The organism is Pradoshia sp. Z3_51, assembly GCF_058215915.1.
Map to the genome: position 1 here is coordinate 68,004 of NZ_JBZAJC010000006.1, position 25,815 is coordinate 93,818.

A 25,815-nucleotide genomic window follows, 5' to 3' on the forward strand; every position below is an offset into this window, starting at 1 on the left:
TTTGAATGATTTATACTTAATTTGTCAAATAATCTTTTGAATCAAATGAAAAGAGGTCAATAAATGAGAGAGACACCCCAAAAAAATCCTATGGAAGACAGCTTGCCTTGGCAGCAAAATATTTCTTTACCCAATACCTGGGAAATAGATATGTACAATCAGAAACAGGACCGGTTTTATCGTATTTTTATTTACAAGCCGGATACTGTTCCTCCTCCTGAAGGATACCCGGTTATCTATGCGTTGGATGCAAACTCTGTATTTGGCACCTTTGTTGATGCAATGCGTGTGCAGATGAGAAAGCCGGAAAAAACTGGCGTGTATCCAGCGATTATTGTTGGAATTGGTTATCACACAGATCAGCCATTCTCTCCTTACCGTGTCTATGATTTTACTAGGGCAATATCAAAAGAGGATTTACCGCCGCACCCAGCAGGCTTGGAATGGCCGTCTCATGGCGGAGCTGAATCTTTCATTACATTTATTAAAGAGAAAGTTAAACCTGAAATTGAGCGCCATCTGCCGGTCAATATAGACAAACAAACACTATTTGGCCATTCACTAGGCGGATTATTTGTTTTACAAACTCTTTTTTCAGAGCCAGATACTTTTCATACATACATTGCAGGAAGCCCCTCTATTCATTGGGATATACAGTTTTTTAGAAGTGAGAAAGAAGCATTCATCCATAAGGTAAAGCAATCAGAGCGGCAAATAAAGATTTTGGTCGGGGTAGGCGAGCTGGAAAAGCTACACTTTAGCGGAATGAATAAAAATGCTGCTGAAATTTCCGAAGAACTTAATCAATTGCATCAATACGGTATTCACATACAGTTCAGAGAGTTTACAGAGGAAAGTCATGTATCGGTATTATTACCACTTATTAATCGTGCAATTAAACTGGGGAGTATATAAAAAAGCTATATAGCGAACACCGAATTTAAATCATAAAAAAACCGCCCATGAGGAACGGTAAAGGAAGAAAAATATTTCACTACTTGTTATTAATAATTTGATTTCTAAATACTTGCAAGCTCTCTGTTTCATTCAAAGCTTTTAGCTCAGGTTCAGTCAGCTTGCCTGTTCCCATACTGACTACATACACCTTCAGCTGCTTTTTCCCCCATTTCTGATATACATCGTCCACGGTATCGTAATAAAGATCTATTTTATTCCCCTTTATGGCTGAACCTGTATCAGCAACCACTCCATACCCATAGGATGGGATAAAAAGAATGGTCCCAATTGGAAAGACACTTGTGTCCGCTGCAATCGTTGAATATAAGTCACGTTTTACCCTAACACCGGAATAGGTGATTCCGTAGCTGGGATGGTTTGGATTTTTCCCAGTTGACTCGTATCCTGCTGTATAACCTGTAGCAATCACTTCTTTAGCCGGGTATTTATTCCAATTATCATTTTCTTCCAGCGTGGACGCTGATTTTATTTGTTTAACAGAGGAAGTTGTGTCATAGCTTGATAACGATATTTGCTCTTTGGGCTTAGGATTTTCCCTTACTATTTTAGAATGTATATGGCGAAAAACAGGAAACTCATGAACACTAATTCCTGTAAAATATGAAAGGGTTACAACGGTAGCCAGTAAGAATAAAAAAACGAGTGAAATTGCTCTGATAAATTTAAAAGTATGGTCCATGTGACGATTTCTCCTTTCACACAAACCATTTTTCCCAATACCAGATTATCTATTCGTTTTTCAGAACTATCTATATTTTTTCAAATAAAAAACCCTTTAACGATTGCTCGAAAAGGGTTAAAACATTCTGTATCCCATGGTACGAAGTATTCTTATAACGATACCTGAAACAATCGACCCTGCTAAACCTGCGGCTAGGATAATTGCATCTGCAGAGGCAAGATTGAATAAATGCTCTTTTAATGATTGAAAGCTAGAAGATGGATTTACAAAGTACTCCGTTAACTTAACACTGTTAATAAAATATAATGCTGCCAAAGGATAAATAACGGCCATAATCCATGTCTTTCTAAATAACATATTTAAAATAAAGCCCAATCCGAAAAAAAGAATAAAGAACAATACAACTGATATAATTACAACCGGAATTGACATGCCCATTCTCTATAACTCCCCCTTAGTCGTACAAAAGTAAGTTTATAGGATGGAATAATTTTCGTCAATTGGGTTGTTTTTGAAAAATAACATTTATTTAGTGTTTTTTGTTTTACCACTTCCTCCGCAACATGAGCATGTTTCAGATCCTCCAAGCAATAATTGAAAATATCCCTTTCCATAGCAATACGGGCACTGATAGGCTTTTTGATTCATAATATGATCAACCCCTAATTTAATTGAATTTTCTGATAATATAACAGAAAATTTGGTAAATGAAAAGCACCCCAAAAGACTCAGTAATTTAATGTAAGCGTATACAAGTTAAATTTCCTTTTAAATACTCCCTTATACACCGCTTATAAATTATATAAATAATTTATAAGCGGTGTATTGAAAGACATCCCCAGGATTGATTCCTTCAAGCGGTTTCTTATGAAGGGATGCATGCTTATCATTTAACTCCGTCAATAACAATGAACTGTCCGGATCCTTTTTAATTGTCTCCTGGTCCATAAAAGCAACATCCAATAATTCAGTTTTTTGTATCGAAATCTCTCCGGAAATTGGTTCCAATAAAAATAGCAGCATATTATCACTGATCTCATTACGTATAACACCTGTTCTAAGACCAAATAATCCAATGATTTTCGTCTCAATCCCCGTCTCTTCTTTAATCTCTCTAACCACTGCTTCATCTGCTGTTTCTCCCGGCTGTACAAAACCCGCCGGCAATGACCATTTCCCTTTTAAACCGCCATAAGACTTCTTCACAACAAGCCATCTGCCATCCTTTGTTACGACCAATCCTGCTACACCTAACCAGACATATTTGCTTCTTTCTATCATATGAGCACCTTTTCCTAGATTTTTTTTATTATCTATACAAAAAGCTGTCTCGAGTATAATCGGACAGCTTTCTTTCAAACTATATTATACCTTTATTAAATTAATTTAAATTTACCCTTTTTCATGAGAAGCGGCAAGCCACCCATCATGTATAAGGCACGATTATCAATGATTTTTTTCATCGCAGCTGCTTTTGTACCTTTTAATTTTTTGCCAAAAACGACTCCAATAGCATCATCATCCCCAAGTGAACATACAGTGCCTTTTGGTTCAAATACGAAATCTTTCATTTTCTCTCCTCGAATAAGGGCAGCAATATTTTCGGAGCAAACTTCTGCCTGCTGCATAGAAATTTGTGCTGTTGGCGGGTAAGGACGATTAATCTCTTCATTAATGATTAACGCACAATCTCCAATGACAAAAACATTTTCAAGACCGGGCGCCTGCAAAGTAGGCTCCACTTTCACACGGCCGCGCATCGCCTCAATACCTGACTTTTCAATGATACTGCTTCCTCTGACACCCGCTGCCCAGATAACTGTACCGGCTTTTATTAATTCTGTATCGTCTTCGCCTTTTCCGACCAGAATTCCCTCTTCCGTGCAGCCTTTGACTGGTGTACCAATCATAAACTCAACACCTTTTTTCTCCAATCGTGCAACAGCATATTGTACAAGCTCCGGATCAAAGCCTGGCAATGCTGTAGGTGCTGCTTCTACACAAATAATACGTGCTTTATTAGGATCAACATCATATTCTTCACAAAGAGCCGGCATACGATTAGCAAGCTCTCCAATAAATTCAATACCTGTAAATCCAGCACCGCCTACTATAATGGTCAGTCTTTCTTCCTTTTTATCCGTTTGGTATTGGGAGAACTGATAATCAATATGTTCACGAATATGACGTGCTTTATTCACACTGGAAATACTGAATGCATATTCCTTTAATCCTTCAATACCAAATGTTTCAGATTCAGCACCTAAAGCAACCACTAAATAATCATATGAAACAGTGCCATTCTCGCAAACTATCACTTTCTCATCTTTTTTTATTTCTACAACGGTATCTTCAATCATGGCTACCTTATTACGATCAATGATACTGCTAATATCATAGCGTACTTTATTGTGATGTATGGTACCCGCAGACGCTTCATGCAGCCAAGTTGTTTCATAATGATAACGATGCTTATTAATTAGTGTAATTTCAGCTTCATTCACATTAATTTTATTTTGCAAACGCTTAGCTGTTAACAATCCGCCATAACCGGCTCCTAGAATAACAATTTGAGGCTTTTTCACTAGTATCACGTCCACCTTTTTTATATGATATAAAAATTCAAACATCTTGTGATATCATTCACGTATATCACGTCAAAAATGTCACAAAATATTAACATTTCGCTATAGATTACTATATTCTCTTTTGGTTATTTTTTCAAGCGCTGGATATAAAAAGGATAAAAAAATAAGTAACGGTATTACCTTTGACTTTTTTGAATATTTACTCTTATTATCTTTATATACACACATATCCTTTAGAGGAACGTTATACCAAGATATATGGTACTATTTATTAAAGATTTATTTACAATATAGGGGGTAATCAAGTGAAAGAAGATCAAAAAGTATATGACGTAACGATCATAGGTGGAGGACCTGTAGGATTGTTCACTGCTTTCTATGGTGGTATGAGGCAAGCCTCAGTGAAAATCATCGAAAGTCTGCCCCAGCTAGGCGGACAATTATCCGCACTCTATCCCGAGAAATATATTTATGATGTAGCGGGTTTTCCCAAAATACTCGCTCAAGAATTAGTTAATAACCTAAAGGAACAAATGGCTAAGTTCGATCCAACCATTTGCCTTGAACAAGCTGTCGAGAATGTTGAAAAACAGGCAGATGGCGTTTTTAAAGTAACAACCGATAAGGAAGTTCATTATTCAAACACGATCATCATCACAGCCGGTAATGGAGCATTCCAGCCAAGGCGCCTTGAACTTGAAAATGCGTCTAATTATGAAGGGAAAAATCTTCATTATTTTGTTGATGATTTAAATAAATTTGCCGGTAAAAAAGTCGTCGTATGTGGCGGAGGGGACTCTGCAGTAGACTGGGCATTAATGCTTGAGCCTATCGCCGAGGAAGTAACCCTTGTTCATCGCCGGGATAAATTCCGTGCCCATGAACATAGTGTGGAAAATCTTAAAAATTCAAGTGTAATCATAAAGACTCCATATATACCATCTGAATTAGTTGGCGATGGGGAATCCATTAAACAAATCGTGTTGGATGATGCAACCGGGGATCATAAAGAAACGATTGATGTTGATGACGTATTAGTTACGTTTGGCTTTGTTTCTTCACTTGGACCTATTAAAGAGTGGGGACTTAATATCGAGAAAAATTCCATCATTGTGAATAGCAAAATGGAAACTAATATACCTGGTATATATGCAGCAGGAGATATTTGCACATATGATGGGAAAGTGAAGCTAATTGCCTGTGGATTTGGTGAAGCTCCTACGGCTATTAACAATGCAAAAGCATATATGGATCCTAAAGCAAGAATCCAGCCCCTTCACAGTACAAGTATGTTTAAGGATTGATTTATTGAATTAAAACTGGTCAAGACGCGCCATGCAGAATAAATAAAGGAATTCAGGATGTAAGCTCCTATGCTAACACATTCTGAATTCCTTCTTTTTTTAGAACCCAACCTTCCCTCTTTGTATGTATACAAATTCTTCCCTTACGTACTAGTAAATACCAGAGTCAGGCCCCCTATGAAGCGGGTATGAGTTACTAGTGAGGTGATTACAATGAATGTGTTAATAGTCGGTGCAAACAATCGCACAGGCCAGCGAGTACTTGAGCTTTTGAATAAGTCTTCTCATCAGGCATACTGTTTAGTACATGATGAAAATCTTGCTTCATTAGTTAGAAGTCTTGGTGCTGAACCCATGTTCGGAGAAATAACCGATTCTCTCCAATTGGAGGGCATGCACGCAGTTATTTACGCAGTCGATGTAACAAATCCTAGTATTCATGATACGATCTCCCATGTAACACAGCACGGAGCTATCCACTTTATACGTGAGTGTGAAAAAGCGGGCATAGAGCGCTTCGTCATGCTAAGCTCCGTTTATGCTGACAAACCGGATGAAGCACCATGTGTTCTTTATTCCTTATTGGAGGAAACAAGGATGACGGAGAATTATTTAACTGGATCCAGTAGGTTAAAGTATACAATTGTCCGTCCAGGCAAAATGATTGATTCTGATGGCACATTTAAAATACTGGCGGCAGAATCTATCGATGATGATGGAATGATTTCACGTAATGAAGTTGCACAGGTTTTAGTTGATACATTAGAAATAGATACGACTTTTAATAAGAAATTTTATTGTATTGAAGGCCCTTTTCCTATTAAGGAAGCCTTGGCTGAAGTGTAATATAAAAACAACTAGTCTCCCTCTCCCCGCTCTTATTGGGAGAGGTTATTTTTGTATTTAGCAGGAACCTTAAAATGCCTTAGTCTCATATAAAAAATTCCTTCTCAATAGATACCTTTTTGATCGCATCTGTTTAAAGAAGGAATTCCAACTAAATCAGTATTGATTTGTTAGTTTAACATTGCTCTGGATTACCCGTAACTTTAGCTGTACGAAATGAAGACCCACAACCACATGTGGCAATGGCATTCGGATTATCAATCGTAAAACCTCCGCCGAGCATCGATTGTTTATAGTCTATACGCGTTCCAGTCAGGATAGGCGCGTCCTCTTTATTCACAAGAAAATGAATTTCATGCTGTATGGTTTCAATATCACTATCTTGTTTTTTTTGCTCAAAGTTCATGCCATACGATAAACCGCTGCACCCTCCACCATGGACGGAAACACGCAAATATGGCTGATCTTCCCCGCTTTCTTTTATCATCGTATTTATTTGAAAAGCTGCTGCTTCTGTTACAATAATGACATCATTATTCATTACCATACTTCCCCCTTATAAAAAGTTAGAAGGAAATTAAATCCTCTATTTATTAGTATATACATTAACCGGTGTCCTCTCAACCTTAAAACTGCCCATAATATGCTGCTGTTCGCACGTTTTTGAATAAGATATACGCTTTTAAATAACACTTTACCTAAATGACTATATTATTTTATCCAAAAGATTAATTAATATTTTTTACATAAACAGCAGCGGAATGAAAGAAAATAGAAAGACGAAATTGAAAGGAGTTTCCTTGATGCTTTCTTCCGAACAACAATCCAATCTTCAATCAAAATTAGCAGATGAAAAAAAGGAACTTGAACATCACATTTCCCTGAATAATCATTTTGGCATAGGGGAAGATGAAAATTTTTATAATTATGTAGGAGAACTCTCTACATATGATAACCATCCTGCGGATACCGCCACTGAGCTATATGAACGTGGTAAAGACCTAGCCTTAAATGAACATTTTGAGAATGAACTTAATCAGGTAAATAGAGCTTTACAGGCAATTGAACAAGGAACCTATGGTAAATGTGAAGTATGCGGTAAAGACATCCCTTTTGAGCGGCTTCAAGCAATACCATCTACCACTTATTGCATCGAGCACAGTACTGAGCAAACCGTTTCTCACGAACGTCCAATAGAAGAACAGGTCCTGCATCCATTATATGAAAAAAAGCATGAGACAGAAGTAAATGGCTTTGATGAAGAAGATTCCTGGCAGGCTGTTGCGGAGTGGGGGAGTTCAGATACCCCATCTGATTATTATGATCCAAAAGAGCACTATGATCAGGTCTATTTAAATTCCGATGAATATATTGGATATGTGGAGGATATTGAAAATTTCGCTGGAAACGATATTGAAGGGAAAAATGTTCAAATCTATCCTACAGCAGAACTTGAGCAATTAAAGGATTTATTGGATGAAGAAGGTATCATGACATCCTTTGGCGATTTAAAACCATATGAGGAAGATCCTTATACTGAAGATACCAATGATGATGAGTAATTCTTTATACAAAAAATAGGGAAGAAATAAGCAGAGTATGCCTATTTCTTCCCTTTTTATTATATTAAAACATTGGGTTCTCTTCCAGATATTCATAAATATGATCTACTAATTCTTCCGGACTGTCCCCTGTTACGACTTCTCCATTTACAAGGGCATACATACTGGCAGAGCAAATTCCACAATAACTAAGACACCCATATTCAATAACATCCAAATTAGGATCTTTATCTAAAATCTCCATAGCGGCCTGTGAACCGCTGACAAGATTACTGACACAAAATTCAATTATTGGTTTCATACTATTGTCACCCCTTAGCACAACCAAAATCCTACTCTAAAATGATATAATAGTCAATTAATTAAGGTGAATCAGTTACCTTTTTATACTCCATCTGCCGAGAGATGTGATAGAGAAAATGTTTTTAAATTAGGACATCCGAAACGGAGTAATAATGTGACTTTTCACAAATTATACACAATTCAGTTGTTATTTTTTCCTATTTTCGATATACTTTGTATGGAATTTTACAATATTGACATCTATTATAATAATTTAATATTTTTATAGCACTACTTTGAATTTAGTATTCTAGCATAGTTTAAAATTAGAAAATTGTATCCCAACAAAGGAGTCGTCATTTCTATGAAAAACTTAGTCATCCTCGGTGGTGGGTATGGTGGTATGAGAATACTTAACAAGCTCACTGATCATCATTTTCCCGCAGATATTCATGTTACTTTGGTCGATCGAATTCCTTATCATTGTTTAAAAACTGAATTTTATGCGCTTGCCGCTGGTTCCATTTCTGACCACACTATTCGTGTATCATTTCCTCAGCACGAAAGAATTCAATACAAGTACGGTGAAGTATCCTCTATCGATTTATCAAATAAGAAAGTTCTATTAAAAGATCAGGAACCGCTTACATATGATGAACTGATTATCGGCCTGGGCTGTGAGGACAATTATCATAATGTGCCTGGAGCCGCAGAATATACCTATAGCATACAGTCTATTGATAAATCTCGCAGTACCTATCAAGCACTGAATAACCTCGGACCAGGTAAAGTAGTTGCCATCATTGGCGGAGGATTAAGCGGAATTGAACTAGCTAGTGAATTGATTGAAGGACGCCCGGATTTAAATATTAAGCTTTTTGACCGTAATGACCATATTTTATCAGCATTTCCTAAAAAACTTAGTAATTATGTGGAAAGCTGGTTTCATGAACATCGTGTAGACTTAGTCCCAAATAGTAATATTACTAAGATAGAACCTAACCTGCTTTATAATGGTGACGTTTCCATTCCATGTGATGCCATTGTTTGGACCGCTGGCATTCAGCCAGTACAGCCAGTCAGAGAACTGCCTGTTGAAAAAGACAGCGGTAACAAAATAAAACTGACAGTCCAGCACACCATCCCAGGCTATCCAGATGTATTTGTCATTGGAGATTGCGCAAGCCTTGGACATGCCCCAAGTGCGCAATTGGCAGAGGGGCAAGGTGAACAAATTTATCAGGTACTGGTTAAAAAATGGGCCGGAGAACCGCTCCCAGAATCCTTCCCTCCAATTAAACTGAAGGGAATTCTAGGATCCCTTGGTAAAAAACATGGTTTCGGGCTAATGTCTGAACGTACTATTATTACTGGCAGAATGGCGCGGCTGTTAAAGTCAGGGGTTTTGTGGATGTACAAGTATCATAATGGATAATAGGACCCTATGTTGATGGTTCGAATATATCGATTATTAAAAAACAAGCTTGCAGACCCTAAAAGTAGGCTGCAAGCTTTATCCAAATAATTATTCACTTTTATATCCGTAATCTCGTAAAGCTTCAGTTATTACCTTTAATCGAGGGCTTCCTTCTCCGACTACTTTCCCGTCCAAGATGACTAAAGGATAAAAATATTCTCCTTCGGCAACTTTCTCAGCTATTTCTTTAATTTTCGGATCTTCTGGTGGGTTAAAAATATCGATGTATGTGATCGTTAATGGGTGACTTGGGAATTTTCTCGATAAGGCAGCCTGCAGCCATTCATATGTTTCTTTTGATGATGGCATTCCAACACAGCTTGCACATATTTGTGTGGCTCCGTATACATATAAATTTGCAACCGTCACCTGTTTTCCCCCTATTTTATCGCTTTTCTTTTCATCATACATAAATTTAATATAGGAAACAAATTTTAACTATAAGCTAAGGAATGTAGATAGCTTTTTTAAGGTAAAATCATTATAATATGATTAGGAAAGGAGTCGATAGCCATGGCAGAACAAGAATTATTTGGGCAAGTTCAGGAAGTACTAGATAAATTACGTCCATTTCTTCTTCGCGACGGCGGCGACTGTGAGCTGGTTGATGTGGATGATGGAATTGTAAAATTACGTCTTTTAGGGGCTTGCGGAAGCTGTCCCAGCTCCACAATCACATTGAAAGCTGGCATCGAACGTGCACTTCTTGAAGAAGTTCCAGGCGTTGTTGAAGTTGAACAAGTTTTCTAATGATCAAAACACAAATAGCAGCGATTCCCCAATTATAGGGGAATCGCTGTTTTTAATTTAAATCCGTCAGTTGTATAATAGAACCCGTATTGACCATTGGAATATGAAGGATATTCATTTCAGGAAACTCTCCTTTAAGACGTTCACAAATAAGTGGAACAGAATGTGAAGGAGCTAAAGAAAAAATGGTTGGCCCGGCACCGCTGATTGAACTGCCATAAGCTCCTTCCTCTTTTGCTAAACGTTTAATTCTAGAATAGTGAGGCATTAACTCACTTCGATACTTTTCATGGAAATCATCTCTTTCCATCATCTCTCCAACCAGTTTCCAATCATTTGTAGCAGCAGCGGCTACCAAAATGTTCGCTGCAGCACTTGAAGAAACAGCTTGAGAATGGGACAGATGAGTTGGCAATACTTCACGTGCTCTTTCAGTGTTCAACTCAAACGGAGGAATCGTTACAATTGCCCCGACATCCCCAATCGGTAATGATACAAGGGTTGATTCACAATCATTATGAATGCCGACAATCATGCCACCGTAAATGGATGCACCCACATTATCTGGATGCCCTTCCTCTAAACTCGCAAATCTTAGTTTTTCTTCCTTGCTCAAATTCAGATTACAAAAGACATTGGCAAGCTCAAGTCCCGCTACAATTGCTGACGCACTGCTGCCCAGACCTCTTGCCAACGGTATTTCACTTTTCACCATCAATCTGCAGACCGGCATTTCTGCCCCAAAATAGGCTGCAGCTTTCTTAGCCATACGAACAATAAAATTACTTTCATCCGAAGGAGTTTTCTTTAATTCATCCGATTTGATAATAACCATCCATTCATCTGATGGCATTGCTTCTATCGTCAAATACAAGCCCAGTGCGATTCCAATTGAGTCAAATCCCGGTCCCAGATTGGCTGTACTTGCCGGTATTTTAATACGCAACATGTCAGGCTGGTTCATGATGAGACTACACCGCCAAAGCATCTTACCAATTCTTCTTCATCGTTTTCAATAACAGTTGGTTGTATTTGACTGTACTCCACAGCCGTATTTGGGTCTTTAAGCCCGTTACCGGTTAATACTGCGACAACTGTTTGTCCCTTCTTTATTTCTCCTGTTTGCAATTGTTTATAGATACCTGCAATGGAAGCACAGGAAGCTGGTTCGGCAAATATTCCTTCTTTTCTGGCTAATAACTGATAAGCCTTGATAATATCATCATCATTGATTTCATCTATTTTTCCGTTTGATTCCTTTACCGCCTCAACGGCATATTCCCAACTGGCCGGATTTCCGATACGAATCGCAGTGGCTATGGTTTCTGGTTGTTCGAACACCCGATTATGTACAATCGCAGCCGCACCTTCCGCTTCGAATCCTCTCATTTCCGGAAGCCCACTCTGGCATTGCTCATGATATTCCTTAAACCCTTTCCAATACGCTGTAATATTACCGGCATTTCCAACCGGTATTGCGAGCACATCAGGGGCCTTACCCAATTGTTTACATATCTCAAAAGCAGCCGTTTTTTGCCCTTCAATTCTGTAAGGATTCACCGAATTGACAAGTGTGATGGGAAATTTGGCACTGATGGAGCGGACCATAGCCAATGCCTGATCGAAGTTCCCTTTAATGGCATAGATTTCGGCTCCATACATAACTGCCTGAGCTAACTTACCCATGGCAATTTTCCCATCAGGAATAACAACAATGCAGCGTAGCCCGGATCGGGCTGCGTAGGCTGCAGCTGCAGCGGATGTATTGCCGGTTGAAGCACATATAATCGTATCACTGCCTTCTTCTATGGCTTTTGCTACTGCCATCACCATTCCCCGATCTTTAAAGGAGCCTGTTGGATTGGCACCTTCATATTTAACATATAAATCAATCCCCAACTCCTTTGAAAGATTATGACAGCGAATTAACGGCGTATTCCCCTCCAACAGACTTAAATTCGGGGTCTGGTTATTCACCGGTAAAAATTCTTTAAATTCCTGCAGTAACCCATTCCAGCTCATTCTATGCTCCCCCTTCAACTCGATACGTACTTTTTATGGAGTAAACTTTTTCATTGGTTTCCAGCTCACGCAATACGTTTTCAAAATTAGCCACTGGAGCCTTATGTGATACAAGTACAATTTCCGATAATTCGTTGACCTTAATTGGCAGCTGCATGATTTTCTCAAAGCTTATTCCATGGTTAGCAAAAATAGCAGTTAGCTGTGCAAAAACACCAACTTCATCCTTCACATGAATCCGCAGAAAAAATTTGCTATTAATTTCTTCATTCGTTTTTAATTTTTTATCAAATTGAGGTATAACTGCACTTCGCCCATTTACATCCAGCCTCATATTTTTCATGATGGCAACAAGATCCGATACTACTGCTGTTGCTGTTGGCAGACTGCCGGCTCCAGGTCCGTAAAACATGGTCTCACCAACTGCCTCCCCATATACATACACCGCATTATATTCGTCATTTACGGTAGCAAGAGGATGTTCCTCCGGTAAAAGGGTGGGCTGGACGCTCACCTCCACTTTATTTTCGGTTCGATTGGCAAACCCAAGCAGCTTCATAGTGTATCCAAGCCTTTTGCAGAGCGCTAGGTCCGCATCAGAAACAGTTGTAATCCCCTGTACCTTCACATCTTCCAATCCAATATTCATTGAAAAGCCCAAGGTTGCCAGAATCGCCATCTTTCTTGCTGCATCTAAGCCTTCTACATCGGCAGTTGGATCTGCTTCAGCAAAGCCAAGATCCTGTGCTTCTTTTAACGCTTCCTGATAAGAGACTTTTTCCTTGGTCATTTTCGTCATAATATAATTCGTAGTACCATTTACAATGCCCATTATTTTTGTAATATGATCTGATGCAAGTCCATCTACCAAGCTTCGTAAAATAGGGATACCCCCAGCTACACTTGCCTCATAAAATAAATCACAGCCATTCTCTGAAGCAGTACGCAATAAATCCGGTCCATAGACTGCCATCAGATCTTTATTAGCTGTTACTATATGTTTTTTATTATTTAAAGCCTGCATCAGCAACAAGTAAGTATCTTCCACACCGCCTATTACCTCAATAACGATATCTATTTCAGGATCAGAGATGATGTCTGTTGCGGAAGTCGTTAAAAGTTCGGATGATACATCCATTGCTCTATCTTTATATTTATCTTTAACAAGGATTCTTTTAATCTCTACCGGGCAACCAACCTGATGCGTCAGTTTTTCCTGGTGATTCTGAATGATTTGTACCACACCTGTTCCGACAGTTCCCAGTCCCAGTAATCCAATTGTAATTGGTTTCACCCTATCTCCCCCTTTTTGTCTACTACAAAAATACATTTGTTTATGTATAGAAGACATTATAAATATAAACATAACCGTTTACAATATTAAATTAATTAAAAATTAAAATAATTTTACCCTATCGTTCTATTATACACAATATTCTAAAAATATATTTGAACCATAAGCAAAGTAAATTCTTCTCCGCATACTAAATGGGTGTCTTCTTATGATACAAATTTTATTCAGCAAATAATCACCTCTTATTAGCATGCTTACTAAGATATAAAAAGAAGAATATTTCATAATTAAAGCGATATGGATTTTACAAAGATTGCAAGGATAGATGATTAGCCGATAAGGAAGAAGGCCTTTTAATATGCTCATCAACCACTATTTGTACGTATTATAAATGGAAGTCGGTGTACACTTAATGAAAGATAAATCGATTGATAAAACGGAACAGACTGCAAGACAATGGCTAATGGATCGCGGCGTATCGGTAAAAGATATCGGTGAATTAGTTATGTATCTCCAGCATAAATACCATGATGATTTGCAATTGGAAGATTGTATTTACAACGTGGAACGCGTACTTTCAAAACGCGAGGTTCAAAATGCCATTTTAACCGGCATTCAATTAGATATGTTAGCTGAAAAGGGCTTATTGGAGGAACCAATACAATCCATTATTGGTGTCGATGAAGGTTTGTATGGCGTGGATGAGATTCTTGCATTAAGCATTGTTAATGTATATGGCTCCATTGGCTTTACCAACTATGGATATGTAGATAAACTTAAGCCCGGTATCCTGAAGCGATTAAATGATAAATCAACCGGAGAATGTCATACCTTTCTAGATGATATTGTCGGCGCCATCGCAGCTGCTGCCTCTAGCCGGCTGGCACACCGTATTGAAAACGTGGAGTAAAATCATTAAAGAAGGCTCACACTCGAGAATTAATCATGAGTTGTGAGCCTTTTTTTAGATTAAATAGTCCATTGATCCAATGAATCAATTGTATAAGTTGGCTTGCGGTCATAGCCTTTTAAATGTTCTCTGGTCGTAACACCAGTATGAACAAGCAATGTATCAACCCCAGCATTCATACCAGCCATAATATCCGTATCATAGTTATCTCCAACCATCAACGTCTCTTCTTTAGAGACACCCAGCACCTTCATCGCCTGTTCCATAATGATTGATTCAGGCTTTCCGATAAATATAGGCTCCGTTTGAGTAGACACAGTAACAACAGAAGTTAATGATCCATTACCTGGTAAGAGCCCTCTCTCAGTTGGAATGGCAATATCAGCATTGGTAGAAATGAATGTTGCTCCATTACGGACTGCAAGACAGGCAACCGATAATTTTTCATATGTAATTCCACGATCAATTCCAGTAATCACAAAATCAGCATCTTCATTCTTAAAGGTAAATCCTTTTTCTTTACAGGCTTCAATGATACCGTCTTCCCCAATAATGAAAACAGATGCATCTTGTTTTTTCTCATATATATAATTTGCTGTAGCCATACTTGTTGTAAAAACTTGTTCCCCTGTAGCAGGAATGTCAAATTGGCGCAGCTTTTCAGCTACCTGCTCAGGAGTACGTGATGAATTATTCGTTACAAATAAATAAGGAATCTCTTGTCTTTTTAGTTCCTGCACAAAATGGACAGCCTCCAAAATTCGTTCTGTTCCCTTATACATTGTTCCATCTAAATCAATTAAATAACCTTTATACTTTTTCATACGCATTGTTCTCTCCTGGACGTGTTAGATTTACTTCATTTACTTTACCACAGTAGCATTCAATCGAAAAGCGGAAGCCCGTCTAATTATCTCCTGATGCTAATTAGGACATACCCAAGTAGTTTAATCCTCTTTTTCTACTTTTAAGCTTTCTATTTGGCCAATTAACTTCCTATAAAATTCCGAACGAATGGAAAATCCACCGAACTCCTCATGTGTAGTACAGGTGAACCATGCAAAATTGTTCAAGTATTTCTTGTTTATAAGTTAATTCTTTCCGTGTTACAAAATAGAATGTGTCCGAGTAATCACATAAGACTTCTAATAATTGCTGATAAGTATTACCTACAGGATTTTCAGTTAAGTTCCAGATTTCCATCATAGCACCTTCTTTTATCAGGGTATTTAAAATTCAAAAGTACCCAAAATGTCTAACTCAAACGATTATCACAATCATTAAAAAAACGATAAGCATATTGGCTCATCGTTTATGTACGTATCATTTATCATATGGTTTAAAAGCTGTTACGACACCTAATTCAGTTTCAATATAGCTTCTTATACATGCAGGGAATTGTTGAATAGTGTTCAAATTTTCATATACTGCTTTTTGCAGTTGCCCGTGATGAATAGCTGTGTAGGCTTGCACGAGTTCTTTCCTGTATGGGAGCAATGTTTTTAAATCAATCTCCATCGCTGAATCAATCACTTTTTCATCCAGCAGGATATCGATTATGTCTTCATAGCTGCCTGGATCTCTCATAATAAAACCATCTATCATTGAATTCCCTACATCCAGAACGGCATCAATGATGGTTTGAAAGATACGCTCTAATGCCAGTTTCTCAATAGTAGACTCAGTCCATTCTCCTTTACTTTTCAGAAGATTTGTCTGAGTTTCTAAATAAAGCAGTTTATCCTCAATTGCTTCTCGATCTACGAAGTACATCCTGTATTCCTCCTCATCAATCTCACCACATATACTATCCATTTTTAAGCTTAAATGGTTGCTAATGAAAGTTCAAGAAATTGGGGTCTCCCATAAAAATAACCCTGAGCAAGGTCTACCTTATTCCGTACCATCACCATAGCCTCATCTTCATTTTCTATTCCTTCTGCAACAACAAGAGAACCCGTTTCTTTAGCAATGAGCAGCAGACCCTTAAGCATAGATTCTTTCACACGGTTTGAATGAATATTTTGTATAACTGTACGATCGATTTTTATGATATCCGGCAATACTTCTCCTATAATATGCAAACTTGCATAGCCAGCTCCTGTATCATCAATAGCTATTCTAATTCCAAGTGAACGTAAATAGCTGACATTTGATCTTAATAGATGAACTCCTTCAATCGAATCTCTCTCGGTTATTTCAAACACTACCACGGATGGGTCAATCTCATATTTTTTTAATAACATCTCTACATGGCCAGGAAAATTACGTTCTCCCATTGTTATTGGTGTAAAATTGATATAGATATCACCCTCTATATCCGTCATTTGGATGTGTTGAAATACCTTTTCCAACACAATCATTTCAAGAGTAAACAATCTGCCAGTTTGTTTAGCGACTGCAAATAACGTTAACGGATTTTCAAGCTTCGTTCCGGACGGTCCTCTTGATAGCATTTCCCATGCTTTAACCTTACCCGTTTCTACTTCTAAGATAGCCTGTGACATCAAGCGAATCGATTTATCATGGATAATACCAGTAAGCTGATGAATCATATCATTATAATCTGGCTCCACCTCATTACGAGCCATGGAATGAGCTAAAACAAAGGCCCGATTAACCGTTGTTTCAATATTTATATAGGTCCGGTCACAGTACATATATCCACGTCCGATTGTAAGCTCAATTGGCGAATATCTATATATGTCAGATTCCTGTACTGACTGGTGTATATTCCCTATTATATTATCCAACTGGTCAGTTCCTGGTGTGCACAAAGGACTCCTTACATACAAGACAATGCTATCCTGATTAAAATCTTGTACTCCCATAATATTTGTTCTGTAAATATATTTTTTAATAGCTATTTCAAATTCTTTTTTTAAATCATGAAAGAAGGAGTAATAGGCTTGCTCACCAGCCATTTCCTTTAATTCATCCATTTTGCTAATATGAAATACAACAATTGCAATTTCACCTTGATTTCCAAATGCTTTTTTTATCCTTGATACAATTGGGTTTCTTATTGTAAATTTCGGAGGATAGAACAGAAGTCTCGAATCAAGAAGAAAAATGGACATCCACTTACTCCATTTTGTTCCTCCATTATAGGAATGAACCATATTACACAATCCTCTCACAAAAGCATAGTTGGGATTTAACATTAGAGCCTTAAACTTTCAGTATATTCCTATTATATCCTTTTTTTAAAATTTTTTGTTGAAAAATGTTAGAATAAGACTAGAAGTCTCCAGTATAAAAACCATAGGATTTAGAAGAATCAAATGATAATAACAAAATGGAGGAACCCATATGTCCGAGCGATTTTTTCTTTACGATGACACGTATGATACAAAAACTAGATTTGTCAGTTTCATGGGTGAAAACAGCAGAATTGACCTAGCTTTAACCAGAACCGATCGTTTCTATGGAAAAACACTTGTGTTGGATATGCAAGGGAACCGTTTCGCCATTATTGGACCAGACGATTTAGAGGAGCCCGGCTATTTGGAATATGCTTTTTCTATAACGAGTGATGAGGCATTGGAGTGGAAAAAATTCTTAGACGAGGTCATTTAACTCTGCACAGCGGTTAAAATAATAGCCCCTCAATTACGAAGAATTGGGGGCTTTTCACTCACTTTTTAGTTTTCTTTAAAATAAAGTACGAACAGCCAAAGTTACAGTATTCATACAGATATTCTTTGATGGTACTTATTTTATTATCGTAGGATGCTTTCTGATTCTGGTCATCAAAAAACCCTTTAAGGCGAAGTTGTCCATATCCCCAGTCCCCAAGTATATAGTCATAACGGTTCAATATCTCACTAAAACGGCTTTTAAAGGTCTCTTCATTAAACCCGTCTCCATGTTCTTCTACAATCTCATATTGAGTGTTATTAATGGTAATCATTTGTTCACCTCTTACTCATTTATTCCGTAATTTGTTTCCTTATTATATCATTCCCCACATATAACCATGAAGTTTTTTATTTATGATGTGGATTTCTCTAGCCCTCCATTTTCTTTATCCATGTTTACCTACTGTTATTATAATGAGCTACCTTACAGATTTTACAATCACTTTCCAATTTCCTACTAAAATAATCATCCTCATTTATCGGTATACTAACGAACAGTAAAGGAGTGTTCCAAATGTTCTATCGTATATTGATTCTATTCATTCTGGCAGCTTATATCTCCCCCTGCATACCTGTGCAAGCATCAGCCAGTCAAGATGAGCAGCAACTATTAAAAAAACGGATGGAAATGTACAAACGTGTAGAAGACTCCACCCAACTCCCTTGGTACTATATAGCTGCTTTTGATCAATATGAACGAAGTATCAGATTGGCTCGAAAAGACCTATCGGACCCAAATACACTTGGTATTCTAATTCCAGCAGATAAGTGGACCGGAATCTCAAATCCAAATACCAAAGACACTAACCCTTTAACCATTTCTTTTTTTGGTGGCATGGGGATTGATGGTGATCAAGATGGTAAAGCAGATCCCTTTAATGAATATGATCAATTAGCTGCGATAAATCAATATTTACTATCCTATGGAGTAGATAAAGATAACTTCCGTATCGGTATATGGGAATACTATAAAAGAGATCGAGCAGTAAGTATTATTATGAGCAATGCTCAATTATTTAAAAAACATCAAACCATTGATTTGCAGAAAAAAGCTTTTCCTGTTCCACTTGGCAGCCATTATACATATACAAGCACATGGGGAGTTGCCCGTGGCTGGGGTGGCCGTCGTTCTCATGAAGGTACAGATATTTTTGCAGGCTATGGTGTACCCGTAAGATCCACCTGTTATGGAATTATAGAGCTAAAGGGGTGGAATAAATTTGGCGGGTGGAGAATTGGCATTCGTGATATCAATAACACCTATCATTATTTTGCACATCTAAATGGATTTGCAAAAGGGATTGAGGTTGGTCAATTAGTTGAACCAGGCACTCTCCTTGGAGGTGTTGGCAGCTCTGGATATGGTCCCCCCGGTACATCTGGAAAATTCCCTCCTCATCTTCATTATGGGATGTATAAAGAAAACGGCCGCACTGAATGGTCCTTTAATCCATATCCGTATTTAAAGCTTTGGGAAAGAGCTGAAAAAGCCGCGAAGGCAAAGTAAACTAGAAAGGCTTGGATCCTGTATAAAACAAGATTCAAGCCTTTTTCTATTGAACAGACCCCTATTTTGCAGGTAGTTGGATAGCAGGGGATCCCCCTGTCCCACTCCCATTGAAATAAGTAGGAACATGACCGGACACGACTCTCATTCCCATTGGAATAGTGGTTTTAATCTTCGTCGGCTTTGAAGCAAATGGGATAATAACCTGGGCATGAACTTCAACCTCTAAATAGACCTTAATCAGGGCGTTATTGATTCCGTATGGCTCCAGGGTCGTTTTGACATCACTTTGTATATCACTGATTGTTTCCATTTCCACCGGGATTTTTGGACCAAGATTACCAAGCAAGGCATTATTCGTTGCTTTCCCGAGCGGAACCTCATGTATAATTCCCTTTGAACCATTTTCCTTCACCCTTACTCGATCCTTCAGATAGTCAAAGGATGATAAATTACCATTTTCTATTTCACTTAATTGATTTTGGATAAGCAAAGAGGTTTCCGAACGGATTCTATTAATAATTTCTGTGTTAAACTGGATTCCATCCACAGCTATATCGTCTCCCTGCTTGGGTATATCTGTAATAATTTTGTCCATATCATTATGTGTGGAAAGAGTTTCTTTAATTGCTTGATTAATAACCAAGCTGGTAAGTTTTTTCGTTTCAGATTCTGCATAACGCATCAATGTAGGTTCAATAGCCGCATTCACGATCCAAAGACTGATTAGGCTCGTTCCCATAAAGAACAAAAATGTTATAATAAGGACATGCTTAACCGGCAAGGGACCCCGCATAATAGATCGTTTCCTTTTAATCCGTTTACGTCTATACATAAAAAATCCCCTCCTTACAAGTATACCTATGCTTGTAAGAAGAGGTTTATTAGCTTAATTTCATTGTATGATTGCTGAAGGTTGTATCACATTTTTTAATGGTTACATCCAGCTGTATTTTCAAATCAACTTCATATCTAAATGGGAGCTGCTCACCATTTCTTTCATACACTTCTATGACAGGGCGATCACTGTAGCCTGCATTCTGCCTAGATACGATTCCTTTTCGTCCATCATTTAATTCAACAGTGATGCCGACTGGATAAATGGCAATCGACCTCTTGAATGCATCCACAATCTCCCGATCAAATTTAGTACCTGTACCTGCATACAACAGTTCCAGAGCTTCACTTGGCAGCATCGCTTCCCGATACACACGTTTAGATGTAACAGCATCAAAAACATCTGCTACAGCAATAATTTTAGCCATGTATAAAATTTCATTGTTTTTTAGTCCTCGAGGATACCCGCTGCCATCAAGCCGTTCATGATGCTGATATGCACAATGAGCCACGAGCAATGAAAGATTGTGGACCTGTCTGAGTATATGGAATCCTTCTTCCGAATGCCGTTTAATAATTTGGAACTCACTTTCCAGAAGTTTTCCTGGTTTAAAGAGGATTTCCTCCGGAACGGCCATTTTCCCCACATCATGCAAGATTGAACCAAGTCCCAATGTTTTTAATACATCTGGCTTTAACTTTAATTCCAGACCGATGGCCAGTGAATATAGTGCCACATTTAAAGAGTGGTTAAAAACATAATTGTCAAATGCATAGATATCAGAAATAATATGAAATAAATCCTGATGTCCTTTTAATTCGGCTGTCAGTTGATCAACCAGCTTTGACATAGTCAATGCAGCCTTTTCTATGACTATACTTTTAGATTGCTTGACTTCATTCTTCATATTATCAAAGGTATCTTTAATTGTTACAATAGCTCCTCTTCGGATTTTATCTGAAATGATATCCTCAGGAATTATATGACTGGTTTCTATATCATCAATATAAACATAAGGAATATTATATTTCTGCAGCCGTTTAATCTGCCAATCTGTAATTTGCACACCTTTATGCAACAGGGTACGCCCCTTGATATCAACGATTGGCTTTCCTAAAACGGCACCCGAAGTTAAATAAGCTGTCTGAACGATTCTCATTTTTATACCTCTGTTTAGGAAAAGATTTAATGTCTATAATTTGACATCTTATCCTATATTATAACAGATTAACCTGAAATTATTTTCATTTTTTGGCATATATTATAAAAATTTGTTTTTTAATTACACTATTTCATTAGTTCCGTTAACAAAAAAAGAGCACCCCCTTTAGGAGTTGCTCTACATAAATTGAATTGCATCTTTTCCAAGCATTCCTGGAACAATCCCTCTTCTTTTGGCCTCTTCCGTTACTGATTCGAGCGGAGCATTCAATAATTCCTCTAGGGTACGTACCCCTACCGCTCTTCCGGCAATAATCCTACGTTCGTTGAGCCTTTCATTCAATAATCCAATATCCAGTGCTCCGCACATAATATATCCCTTCTGTCCGGCAATTGCCAGTAGAGATGTCTTTGGAAGCTGTACACTCACACCCTTATATAATTTACCGTCTATTTCAAAGGGCACAAATTCAATCATGAGCACCACCCCTTATTCCAGTACCATTCATAAAGTATATGGCTGCTCACCCTAAAAAATGCCGTTAAGATGCAAGCTGCGCTAATTTCCAGGCAAGAATATCTCTAAGAAATTCTGGCATCAAATAGGTTTTGTTCTCAACCTCTCTGACTTCCGGAAAAAGATGGCCAAACGTAAACATATCAGGGATGGCCACCCTGTACAGCTCCTGTGTATTAATTTGTTTACCATTATGTAACCAACAGCTCTGATTATCCCTATCTATCAATTGAACACCGTCATAAACAAATGCTCCCATTATTTTCCCCCTAAAGCCAAGACCCTTTACTTGCAGATGAGGCCAGTCGGGATTACGAGTCAAATTTAAAATTTGTATTAATTTTTCTCCTGTAATGGTTAATATACATGGATTAATTGGGTGAGGACAAATTTTGTGGATATCATATTTAGTCACATCTTTAGCATCCAAACCATCCAATAGTAGACCTGAATTTAATAAGGCGATGTCCACTTCACACCATTCCTTCACCCCTTGGCAAAGTAATTTAGAAAGATCTGAATCATGAAACCAGTCAGTTTTTAACGGCTGTTCTAGAGTTAGTATCGTTTCATTGAGAGTTGTCTTTCCGATTTCATACAGTTTATCTGCCATCAACTGATCTGCTACCGTTAATCCATCCGATCGCATATCTACAAGACCGGCCCGTGTAGAAATAAATCCTTCATCTATTGTTACTTCTGCATGACCGACGTACATTCCATATTTACCTGCACAACATAAAAGAGTTTGGTTAATCCTTTTTCCACTATGCAAAATATGATGAGTATGCCCTCCAATAATCAGAGAAATTTCCGGATGTTTGGCAGCGATAACCTCATCACTTGGTAAGCCTAAGTGAGATAATAAAATTATAATATCTGCTTTTCCCTTTAATTCATTTATAATACGTTCGACCTCATAAAATGGATCTGTGATGGACCACCCTAGGAGATGATACAATTCAGTAAATGGAGCTGTTACGCCAAAAAAAGCAATACGCCTTCCTTTAGGCGTTACCCTAATATAATATGGCAAAGCCCAGCTAGGTCTGCTTCCATCAGGTTTATAAAGATTGGCAACGGTAACTGGAAATTCGGCTTCCTCATATAAATGATCCAATTCATCATGGGGTAATGTAATTCCCTCGTTATTGCCAATCGTTGCACCGTTTATGCCCGCTTCATTTAATAATTGAATATTTCCTTTTCCCATTGTACCTTCCGTAAAAGGATGAAATCGGTCAACATGATCACCTATATCGAGCTTAAACACAATATCTCCGGCTTCCTCATATGCCGCCTGCTGATTATTCATATATGTTACAATTTTATTCCAATGCTCAAAATGACTATGTATATCATTTATATGAAACAAATGAATTGTTTCCTTCATATTCCCACCTCTAAATTAACGCTTGTACCCCTTCCCAGATCAATTTTATGCCAACTACTACCAGCATGATTCTGAGTGCGATGACCAAGGTTGTACTTTTCATTTTCGTATTTACAAAGGCACCCAATTTTGCTCCAATATATCCACCCGGTATTAGTGCCAATGCATAAAGCCAATTGACATGGCCTTGAAAAATGTGGCTAATGGATCCAATAATGGAAGAGAAGAATATTAACAACATCGATGTCCCGACAGCGACATGGGGAGGAAAATGAAACGCAATCAACATAACCGGTACCATCAAAGAGCCTCCGCCTATCCCAAATAACGAAGAGAGAAAGCCGACCGCAAAAGAGACCAATATGGCGCTACTTTTTTTGTAACCATATTGATGCTCACGCCCTTCCTTATCTATGTATGTACGTGTAACCATCCCGTTGAAATTCTTCTTTTTTGGCTTCAGTTTATTTCTGACCATAAGGAGAAAGGACATGAAAACCATAAGGATTCCAAACAGGATATTAAAGGCATCCACATTTAAATAGGAATTGGCCCATCCTCCAATCAAACTGCCTGGCGCAATCCCAATCAAAAATAAATATGCACTTTTATAGTCCACAGTCTTCTGCTTTAAATAAGCAAGAGTAGAAGACAGCCCCGTAAAAATCAGGGTAAACAGAGAAGTACCCACTGCCATTTGGGGGCTGAGGGCACCGAGGATTCCACCTGATAAAAATAATAGAATCGGAACGATGATAATACCTCCGCCCAATCCAACAAGGGAACCGAAAAAGCCGGCAGCTAACCCCACAATTATTAATAAAATATAACTCATATAATCCGCCTTCCAATGATTTAGTAATAAAGAGACAAAGCTGCTTGATTATAGCTCATCGGTTGTTTATATCATTAATAACACCTCGACGTTATTGCAGAGAAAAATCGTCCAGGCGTATCTGCCTAATAAATCCTTGCGATGTTCCTTCCAACCGCTGGAGGCTTTTAACTTGATTCAGTCGAAGTTTGAACTCCTACTGATTTATCTCACGACCTAATCGAGGTGGGGAGACTTCTGCTGAATCAAGTTAAAACAAATCCATTTGTCTCGGATTTAAATCTTGATAGCTTATCCCGAGCATTTGTTGAAATTCCTTTGCGTTACCAGCGGCGTCTCCACCGGAATTATTGTTAAATAAGACAATAATATCCCTTGTATCCTTTGCTAACTCCTGGATTCTCATTCTCCATTCAAGCAGTTCTTCTTCATTGTATTTATATAAATATCGAACTTCCCGCCAATTTGCATCATTCGGTTTATTCCAGCCATACACATTTCTTCCATGCATCCGCACAAGTGTAACTTCAGAATCGGTTGCAACTGGTACTGTCGGGATTGAACCCTCGCCTGCTTGCGGTTCATCCACAATTGAATGAATCCACCCTTCTTCTTTCATAAAAGACAAGGTTGCTTCACGATATTTCTCACTAAACCATGATTGATTTCTGAATTCCAAGGCCACCTTACAATCGCCCATCATTTCCTTGCAATACCTTAAATAACTGACGTTTTCTTTTTTACAATCAAACCATGGGGGAAATTGAAACAAAACCAAGGCCAGCTTATTCGCGTTACTGTACGGCTTTAAGGAATCCTTAAAAGCATGGAACATGTCTTTTTTTGATTTAAAAGGGATATCGCCACGCTGATGGCCCGTCATTCCTTGATAGGCTTTAACTATAAATTTAAAAGAATCAGGTGTCTCTTTAACCCATTTCTCAGCGTTCCTAATCGGCTGTACCGCATAAAAGGAGGCATCAACTTCCACTACCGGAAAATGGCTACTGTACTCAGCCAGCTTATCTTTAGGCTTAATAGTTGAAGGATAAAGGGTATCATGATCACCCCAACCGGTTACACCAATATAAATCATAAAGGATCCCCCTCCTACGTCATATAATAGCATATGAATACAGATCCTTGGTGATTGGTGCTCCTTTGTTTTGGAGGACTACATTTAATCCTATATACAAAAAAGACGGCACATTTCATGCCGTCTTTTTTA

30 protein-coding genes are annotated in these 25,815 nt (G+C 38.0%); 9 read left to right on the top strand and 21 right to left on the bottom strand.

All coding sequences use genetic code 11. The annotated features are described in order from the left end of the window. Positions 1-63 precede the first annotated feature (63 nt). Entirely contained in the window at positions 64-915 is an 852-nt protein-coding gene (locus AC4BHA_RS12860; protein ID WP_490558752.1) for an alpha/beta hydrolase, read from the top strand. A 79-nt stretch (positions 916-994) separates the two neighbouring features. Here AC4BHA_RS12860 and spsC read toward each other — a convergent pair whose 3' ends face one another. The 5 genes from spsC to AC4BHA_RS12885 all read right to left on the bottom strand — a co-directional run bounded on the left by spsC (position 995) and on the right by AC4BHA_RS12885 (position 4,254). Further along, a complete protein-coding gene (gene spsC, locus AC4BHA_RS12865) occupies positions 995-1,657 on the bottom strand; it encodes a stationary phase survival protein SpsC (protein WP_139892282.1) in 663 nt (220 codons plus the stop codon). A gap of 117 nt (positions 1,658-1,774) precedes the next feature. After that, a complete protein-coding gene (locus AC4BHA_RS12870; protein ID WP_066106581.1) occupies positions 1,775-2,098 on the bottom strand; it encodes a YuiB family protein in 324 nt (107 codons plus the stop codon). 87 nt (positions 2,099-2,185) lie between these two features. Further along, on the bottom strand, positions 2,186-2,308 hold the full coding sequence (locus AC4BHA_RS12875; protein WP_175354293.1) for a YuiA family protein: 123 nt from the start codon (positions 2,306-2,308) through the stop codon (positions 2,186-2,188). Between the two features lie 150 nt (positions 2,309-2,458). Continuing rightward, positions 2,459-2,938 (bottom strand): NUDIX hydrolase, encoded by a 480-nt coding sequence (locus AC4BHA_RS12880; protein ID WP_175354297.1) that lies wholly within the window; start codon positions 2,936-2,938, stop codon positions 2,459-2,461. 98 nt (positions 2,939-3,036) lie between these two features. After that, a complete protein-coding gene (locus tag AC4BHA_RS12885; RefSeq protein ID WP_225983739.1) occupies positions 3,037-4,254 on the bottom strand; it encodes an NAD(P)/FAD-dependent oxidoreductase in 1,218 nt (405 codons plus the stop codon). A 299-nt stretch (positions 4,255-4,553) separates the two neighbouring features. On the opposite strand from AC4BHA_RS12885, the gene AC4BHA_RS12890 reads away from it, so the two are divergent. Both AC4BHA_RS12890 and AC4BHA_RS12895 read left to right on the top strand, forming a co-directional pair. Next, complete coding sequence (locus AC4BHA_RS12890) at positions 4,554-5,552, top strand: NAD(P)/FAD-dependent oxidoreductase (RefSeq protein ID WP_066106573.1); 999 nt, start codon at positions 4,554-4,556, stop codon at positions 5,550-5,552. 213 nt (positions 5,553-5,765) lie between these two features. Beyond that, on the top strand, positions 5,766-6,398 hold the full coding sequence (locus AC4BHA_RS12895) for an NAD(P)H-binding protein (RefSeq protein WP_066106570.1): 633 nt from the start codon (positions 5,766-5,768) through the stop codon (positions 6,396-6,398). Between the two features lie 175 nt (positions 6,399-6,573). On the opposite strand, the gene AC4BHA_RS12900 is transcribed toward AC4BHA_RS12895, so the two are convergent. Continuing rightward, positions 6,574-6,939 carry a HesB/IscA family protein gene (locus AC4BHA_RS12900; RefSeq protein ID WP_066106916.1) on the bottom strand — a complete coding sequence of 122 codons (366 nt, stop codon included), beginning with the start codon at positions 6,937-6,939 and terminating at the stop codon, positions 6,574-6,576. A gap of 262 nt (positions 6,940-7,201) precedes the next feature. Between AC4BHA_RS12900 and AC4BHA_RS12905 the strand changes: the two genes are divergently transcribed. Further along, the gene (locus AC4BHA_RS12905; RefSeq protein WP_066106567.1) at positions 7,202-7,960 is read left to right on the top strand and encodes a TraR/DksA C4-type zinc finger protein; all 759 of its coding nucleotides are present in this window, start codon (positions 7,202-7,204) and stop codon (positions 7,958-7,960) included. A gap of 64 nt (positions 7,961-8,024) precedes the next feature. Here AC4BHA_RS12905 and AC4BHA_RS12910 read toward each other — a convergent pair whose 3' ends face one another. Beyond that, positions 8,025-8,261, bottom strand: a complete 237-nt coding sequence (locus AC4BHA_RS12910) for a YuzB family protein (RefSeq protein WP_066106566.1) — start codon at positions 8,259-8,261, stop codon at positions 8,025-8,027. Positions 8,262-8,606: 345 nt separating this feature from the next. On the opposite strand from AC4BHA_RS12910, the gene AC4BHA_RS12915 reads away from it, so the two are divergent. Then, positions 8,607-9,677: an NAD(P)/FAD-dependent oxidoreductase gene (locus tag AC4BHA_RS12915; protein WP_066106563.1), complete on the top strand. Its 1,071-nt coding sequence runs from the start codon at positions 8,607-8,609 to the stop codon at positions 9,675-9,677. A 90-nt stretch (positions 9,678-9,767) separates the two neighbouring features. On the opposite strand, the gene AC4BHA_RS12920 is transcribed toward AC4BHA_RS12915, so the two are convergent. After that, entirely contained in the window at positions 9,768-10,130 is a 363-nt protein-coding gene (locus AC4BHA_RS12920) for a YuzD family protein (RefSeq protein ID WP_139892277.1), read from the bottom strand. 102 nt (positions 10,131-10,232) lie between these two features. Between AC4BHA_RS12920 and AC4BHA_RS12925 the strand changes: the two genes are divergently transcribed. Beyond that, the gene (locus AC4BHA_RS12925; protein WP_066106557.1) at positions 10,233-10,469 is read left to right on the top strand and encodes a NifU family protein; all 237 of its coding nucleotides are present in this window, start codon (positions 10,233-10,235) and stop codon (positions 10,467-10,469) included. A gap of 52 nt (positions 10,470-10,521) precedes the next feature. Here the strand turns inward: AC4BHA_RS12925 and thrB are convergent, their stop codons facing one another. From thrB to AC4BHA_RS12940, 3 genes are read right to left on the bottom strand one after another with little or no spacing between them, the layout of a single operon-like run. After that, the gene (gene thrB / locus AC4BHA_RS12930) at positions 10,522-11,433 is read right to left on the bottom strand and encodes a homoserine kinase (RefSeq protein ID WP_066106554.1); all 912 of its coding nucleotides are present in this window, start codon (positions 11,431-11,433) and stop codon (positions 10,522-10,524) included. Then, positions 11,430-12,491, bottom strand: coding sequence for a threonine synthase (gene thrC, locus AC4BHA_RS12935; protein WP_066106550.1), 1,062 nt, complete (start codon positions 12,489-12,491; stop codon positions 11,430-11,432). Before thrC ends, thrB begins: the two co-directional genes overlap by 4 nt. Position 12,492: 1 nt before the next feature. Continuing rightward, positions 12,493-13,785 (bottom strand): homoserine dehydrogenase, encoded by a 1,293-nt coding sequence (locus tag AC4BHA_RS12940; RefSeq protein ID WP_175354291.1) that lies wholly within the window; start codon positions 13,783-13,785, stop codon positions 12,493-12,495. Between the two features lie 412 nt (positions 13,786-14,197). On the opposite strand from AC4BHA_RS12940, the gene AC4BHA_RS12945 reads away from it, so the two are divergent. Next, complete coding sequence (locus AC4BHA_RS12945) at positions 14,198-14,695, top strand: phosphatidylglycerophosphatase A family protein (protein ID WP_066106546.1); 498 nt, start codon at positions 14,198-14,200, stop codon at positions 14,693-14,695. Positions 14,696-14,754: 59 nt separating this feature from the next. Here AC4BHA_RS12945 and AC4BHA_RS12950 read toward each other — a convergent pair whose 3' ends face one another. The 3 genes from AC4BHA_RS12950 to AC4BHA_RS12960 form a co-directional block, all read right to left on the bottom strand. Continuing rightward, on the bottom strand, positions 14,755-15,519 hold the full coding sequence (locus tag AC4BHA_RS12950) for a TIGR01457 family HAD-type hydrolase (RefSeq protein ID WP_066106910.1): 765 nt from the start codon (positions 15,517-15,519) through the stop codon (positions 14,755-14,757). Positions 15,520-16,018: 499 nt separating this feature from the next. After that, the gene (locus AC4BHA_RS12955; RefSeq protein WP_066106543.1) at positions 16,019-16,468 is read right to left on the bottom strand and encodes a DUF86 domain-containing protein; all 450 of its coding nucleotides are present in this window, start codon (positions 16,466-16,468) and stop codon (positions 16,019-16,021) included. 50 nt (positions 16,469-16,518) lie between these two features. Continuing rightward, positions 16,519-17,817 carry an EAL domain-containing protein gene (locus tag AC4BHA_RS12960; RefSeq protein ID WP_066106540.1) on the bottom strand — a complete coding sequence of 433 codons (1,299 nt, stop codon included), beginning with the start codon at positions 17,815-17,817 and terminating at the stop codon, positions 16,519-16,521. 190 nt (positions 17,818-18,007) lie between these two features. On the opposite strand from AC4BHA_RS12960, the gene AC4BHA_RS12965 reads away from it, so the two are divergent. Beyond that, positions 18,008-18,274 carry a DUF3055 domain-containing protein gene (locus AC4BHA_RS12965; RefSeq protein WP_066106537.1) on the top strand — a complete coding sequence of 89 codons (267 nt, stop codon included), beginning with the start codon at positions 18,008-18,010 and terminating at the stop codon, positions 18,272-18,274. 58 nt (positions 18,275-18,332) lie between these two features. Here the strand turns inward: AC4BHA_RS12965 and AC4BHA_RS12970 are convergent, their stop codons facing one another. Continuing rightward, entirely contained in the window at positions 18,333-18,608 is a 276-nt protein-coding gene (locus AC4BHA_RS12970; RefSeq protein WP_066106535.1) for a YutD family protein, read from the bottom strand. 242 nt (positions 18,609-18,850) lie between these two features. On the opposite strand from AC4BHA_RS12970, the gene AC4BHA_RS12975 reads away from it, so the two are divergent. Next, positions 18,851-19,843: a M23 family metallopeptidase gene (locus tag AC4BHA_RS12975; RefSeq protein ID WP_066106532.1), complete on the top strand. Its 993-nt coding sequence runs from the start codon at positions 18,851-18,853 to the stop codon at positions 19,841-19,843. 61 nt (positions 19,844-19,904) lie between these two features. Here AC4BHA_RS12975 and yunB read toward each other — a convergent pair whose 3' ends face one another. The 6 genes from yunB to AC4BHA_RS13005 all read right to left on the bottom strand — a co-directional run bounded on the left by yunB (position 19,905) and on the right by AC4BHA_RS13005 (position 25,683). Continuing rightward, entirely contained in the window at positions 19,905-20,678 is a 774-nt protein-coding gene (gene yunB, locus AC4BHA_RS12980) for a sporulation protein YunB (RefSeq protein WP_140461720.1), read from the bottom strand. Positions 20,679-20,727: 49 nt separating this feature from the next. Further along, positions 20,728-21,840 (bottom strand): HD-GYP domain-containing protein, encoded by a 1,113-nt coding sequence (locus tag AC4BHA_RS12985; RefSeq protein WP_148630710.1) that lies wholly within the window; start codon positions 21,838-21,840, stop codon positions 20,728-20,730. Between the two features lie 180 nt (positions 21,841-22,020). Then, entirely contained in the window at positions 22,021-22,320 is a 300-nt protein-coding gene (locus tag AC4BHA_RS12990) for a YunC family protein (protein WP_066106526.1), read from the bottom strand. A 64-nt stretch (positions 22,321-22,384) separates the two neighbouring features. Beyond that, positions 22,385-23,752 (bottom strand): bifunctional metallophosphatase/5'-nucleotidase, encoded by a 1,368-nt coding sequence (locus AC4BHA_RS12995; protein ID WP_490558753.1) that lies wholly within the window; start codon positions 23,750-23,752, stop codon positions 22,385-22,387. Positions 23,753-23,762: 10 nt separating this feature from the next. Continuing rightward, a complete protein-coding gene (locus AC4BHA_RS13000; protein ID WP_066106520.1) occupies positions 23,763-24,587 on the bottom strand; it encodes a sulfite exporter TauE/SafE family protein in 825 nt (274 codons plus the stop codon). Positions 24,588-24,837: 250 nt separating this feature from the next. Beyond that, positions 24,838-25,683: a DUF72 domain-containing protein gene (locus tag AC4BHA_RS13005; RefSeq protein ID WP_066106517.1), complete on the bottom strand. Its 846-nt coding sequence runs from the start codon at positions 25,681-25,683 to the stop codon at positions 24,838-24,840. Positions 25,684-25,815 lie beyond the last annotated feature (132 nt).

Coding starts and splice junctions, on each gene's coding strand:
- AC4BHA_RS12860 (WP_490558752.1), top strand. CDS start 64: ATGAGAGAGACACCCCAAAAAAATCCTATGGAAGACAGCTTGCCTTGG.
- AC4BHA_RS12955 (WP_066106543.1), bottom strand. CDS start 16,468: ATGTACTTCGTAGATCGAGAAGCAATTGAGGATAAACTGCTTTATTTA.
- AC4BHA_RS12945 (WP_066106546.1), top strand. CDS start 14,198: ATGAAAGATAAATCGATTGATAAAACGGAACAGACTGCAAGACAATGG.
- spsC (WP_139892282.1), bottom strand. CDS start 1,657: ATGGACCATACTTTTAAATTTATCAGAGCAATTTCACTCGTTTTTTTA.
- AC4BHA_RS12950 (WP_066106910.1), bottom strand. CDS start 15,519: ATGAAAAAGTATAAAGGTTATTTAATTGATTTAGATGGAACAATGTAT.
- AC4BHA_RS12910 (WP_066106566.1), bottom strand. CDS start 8,261: ATGAAACCAATAATTGAATTTTGTGTCAGTAATCTTGTCAGCGGTTCA.
- AC4BHA_RS12920 (WP_139892277.1), bottom strand. CDS start 10,130: ATGTATGATGAAAAGAAAAGCGATAAAATAGGGGGAAAACAGGTGACG.
- AC4BHA_RS12915 (WP_066106563.1), top strand. CDS start 8,607: ATGAAAAACTTAGTCATCCTCGGTGGTGGGTATGGTGGTATGAGAATA.
- yunB (WP_140461720.1), bottom strand. CDS start 20,678: ATGTATAGACGTAAACGGATTAAAAGGAAACGATCTATTATGCGGGGT.
- thrB (WP_066106554.1), bottom strand. CDS start 11,433: ATGAACCAGCCTGACATGTTGCGTATTAAAATACCGGCAAGTACAGCC.
- AC4BHA_RS12995 (WP_490558753.1), bottom strand. CDS start 23,752: ATGAAGGAAACAATTCATTTGTTTCATATAAATGATATACATAGTCAT.
- AC4BHA_RS13000 (WP_066106520.1), bottom strand. CDS start 24,587: ATGAGTTATATTTTATTAATAATTGTGGGGTTAGCTGCCGGCTTTTTC.
- AC4BHA_RS13005 (WP_066106517.1), bottom strand. CDS start 25,683: ATGATTTATATTGGTGTAACCGGTTGGGGTGATCATGATACCCTTTAT.
- AC4BHA_RS12905 (WP_066106567.1), top strand. CDS start 7,202: ATGCTTTCTTCCGAACAACAATCCAATCTTCAATCAAAATTAGCAGAT.
- AC4BHA_RS12970 (WP_066106535.1), bottom strand. CDS start 18,608: ATGATTACCATTAATAACACTCAATATGAGATTGTAGAAGAACATGGA.
- thrC (WP_066106550.1), bottom strand. CDS start 12,491: ATGAGCTGGAATGGGTTACTGCAGGAATTTAAAGAATTTTTACCGGTG.
- AC4BHA_RS12870 (WP_066106581.1), bottom strand. CDS start 2,098: ATGGGCATGTCAATTCCGGTTGTAATTATATCAGTTGTATTGTTCTTT.
- AC4BHA_RS12975 (WP_066106532.1), top strand. CDS start 18,851: ATGTTCTATCGTATATTGATTCTATTCATTCTGGCAGCTTATATCTCC.
- AC4BHA_RS12875 (WP_175354293.1), bottom strand. CDS start 2,308: ATGAATCAAAAAGCCTATCAGTGCCCGTATTGCTATGGAAAGGGATAT.
- AC4BHA_RS12960 (WP_066106540.1), bottom strand. CDS start 17,817: ATGGTTCATTCCTATAATGGAGGAACAAAATGGAGTAAGTGGATGTCC.
- AC4BHA_RS12965 (WP_066106537.1), top strand. CDS start 18,008: ATGTCCGAGCGATTTTTTCTTTACGATGACACGTATGATACAAAAACT.
- AC4BHA_RS12925 (WP_066106557.1), top strand. CDS start 10,233: ATGGCAGAACAAGAATTATTTGGGCAAGTTCAGGAAGTACTAGATAAA.
- AC4BHA_RS12985 (WP_148630710.1), bottom strand. CDS start 21,840: ATGAGAATCGTTCAGACAGCTTATTTAACTTCGGGTGCCGTTTTAGGA.
- AC4BHA_RS12895 (WP_066106570.1), top strand. CDS start 5,766: ATGAATGTGTTAATAGTCGGTGCAAACAATCGCACAGGCCAGCGAGTA.
- AC4BHA_RS12990 (WP_066106526.1), bottom strand. CDS start 22,320: ATGATTGAATTTGTGCCCTTTGAAATAGACGGTAAATTATATAAGGGT.
- AC4BHA_RS12900 (WP_066106916.1), bottom strand. CDS start 6,939: ATGAATAATGATGTCATTATTGTAACAGAAGCAGCAGCTTTTCAAATA.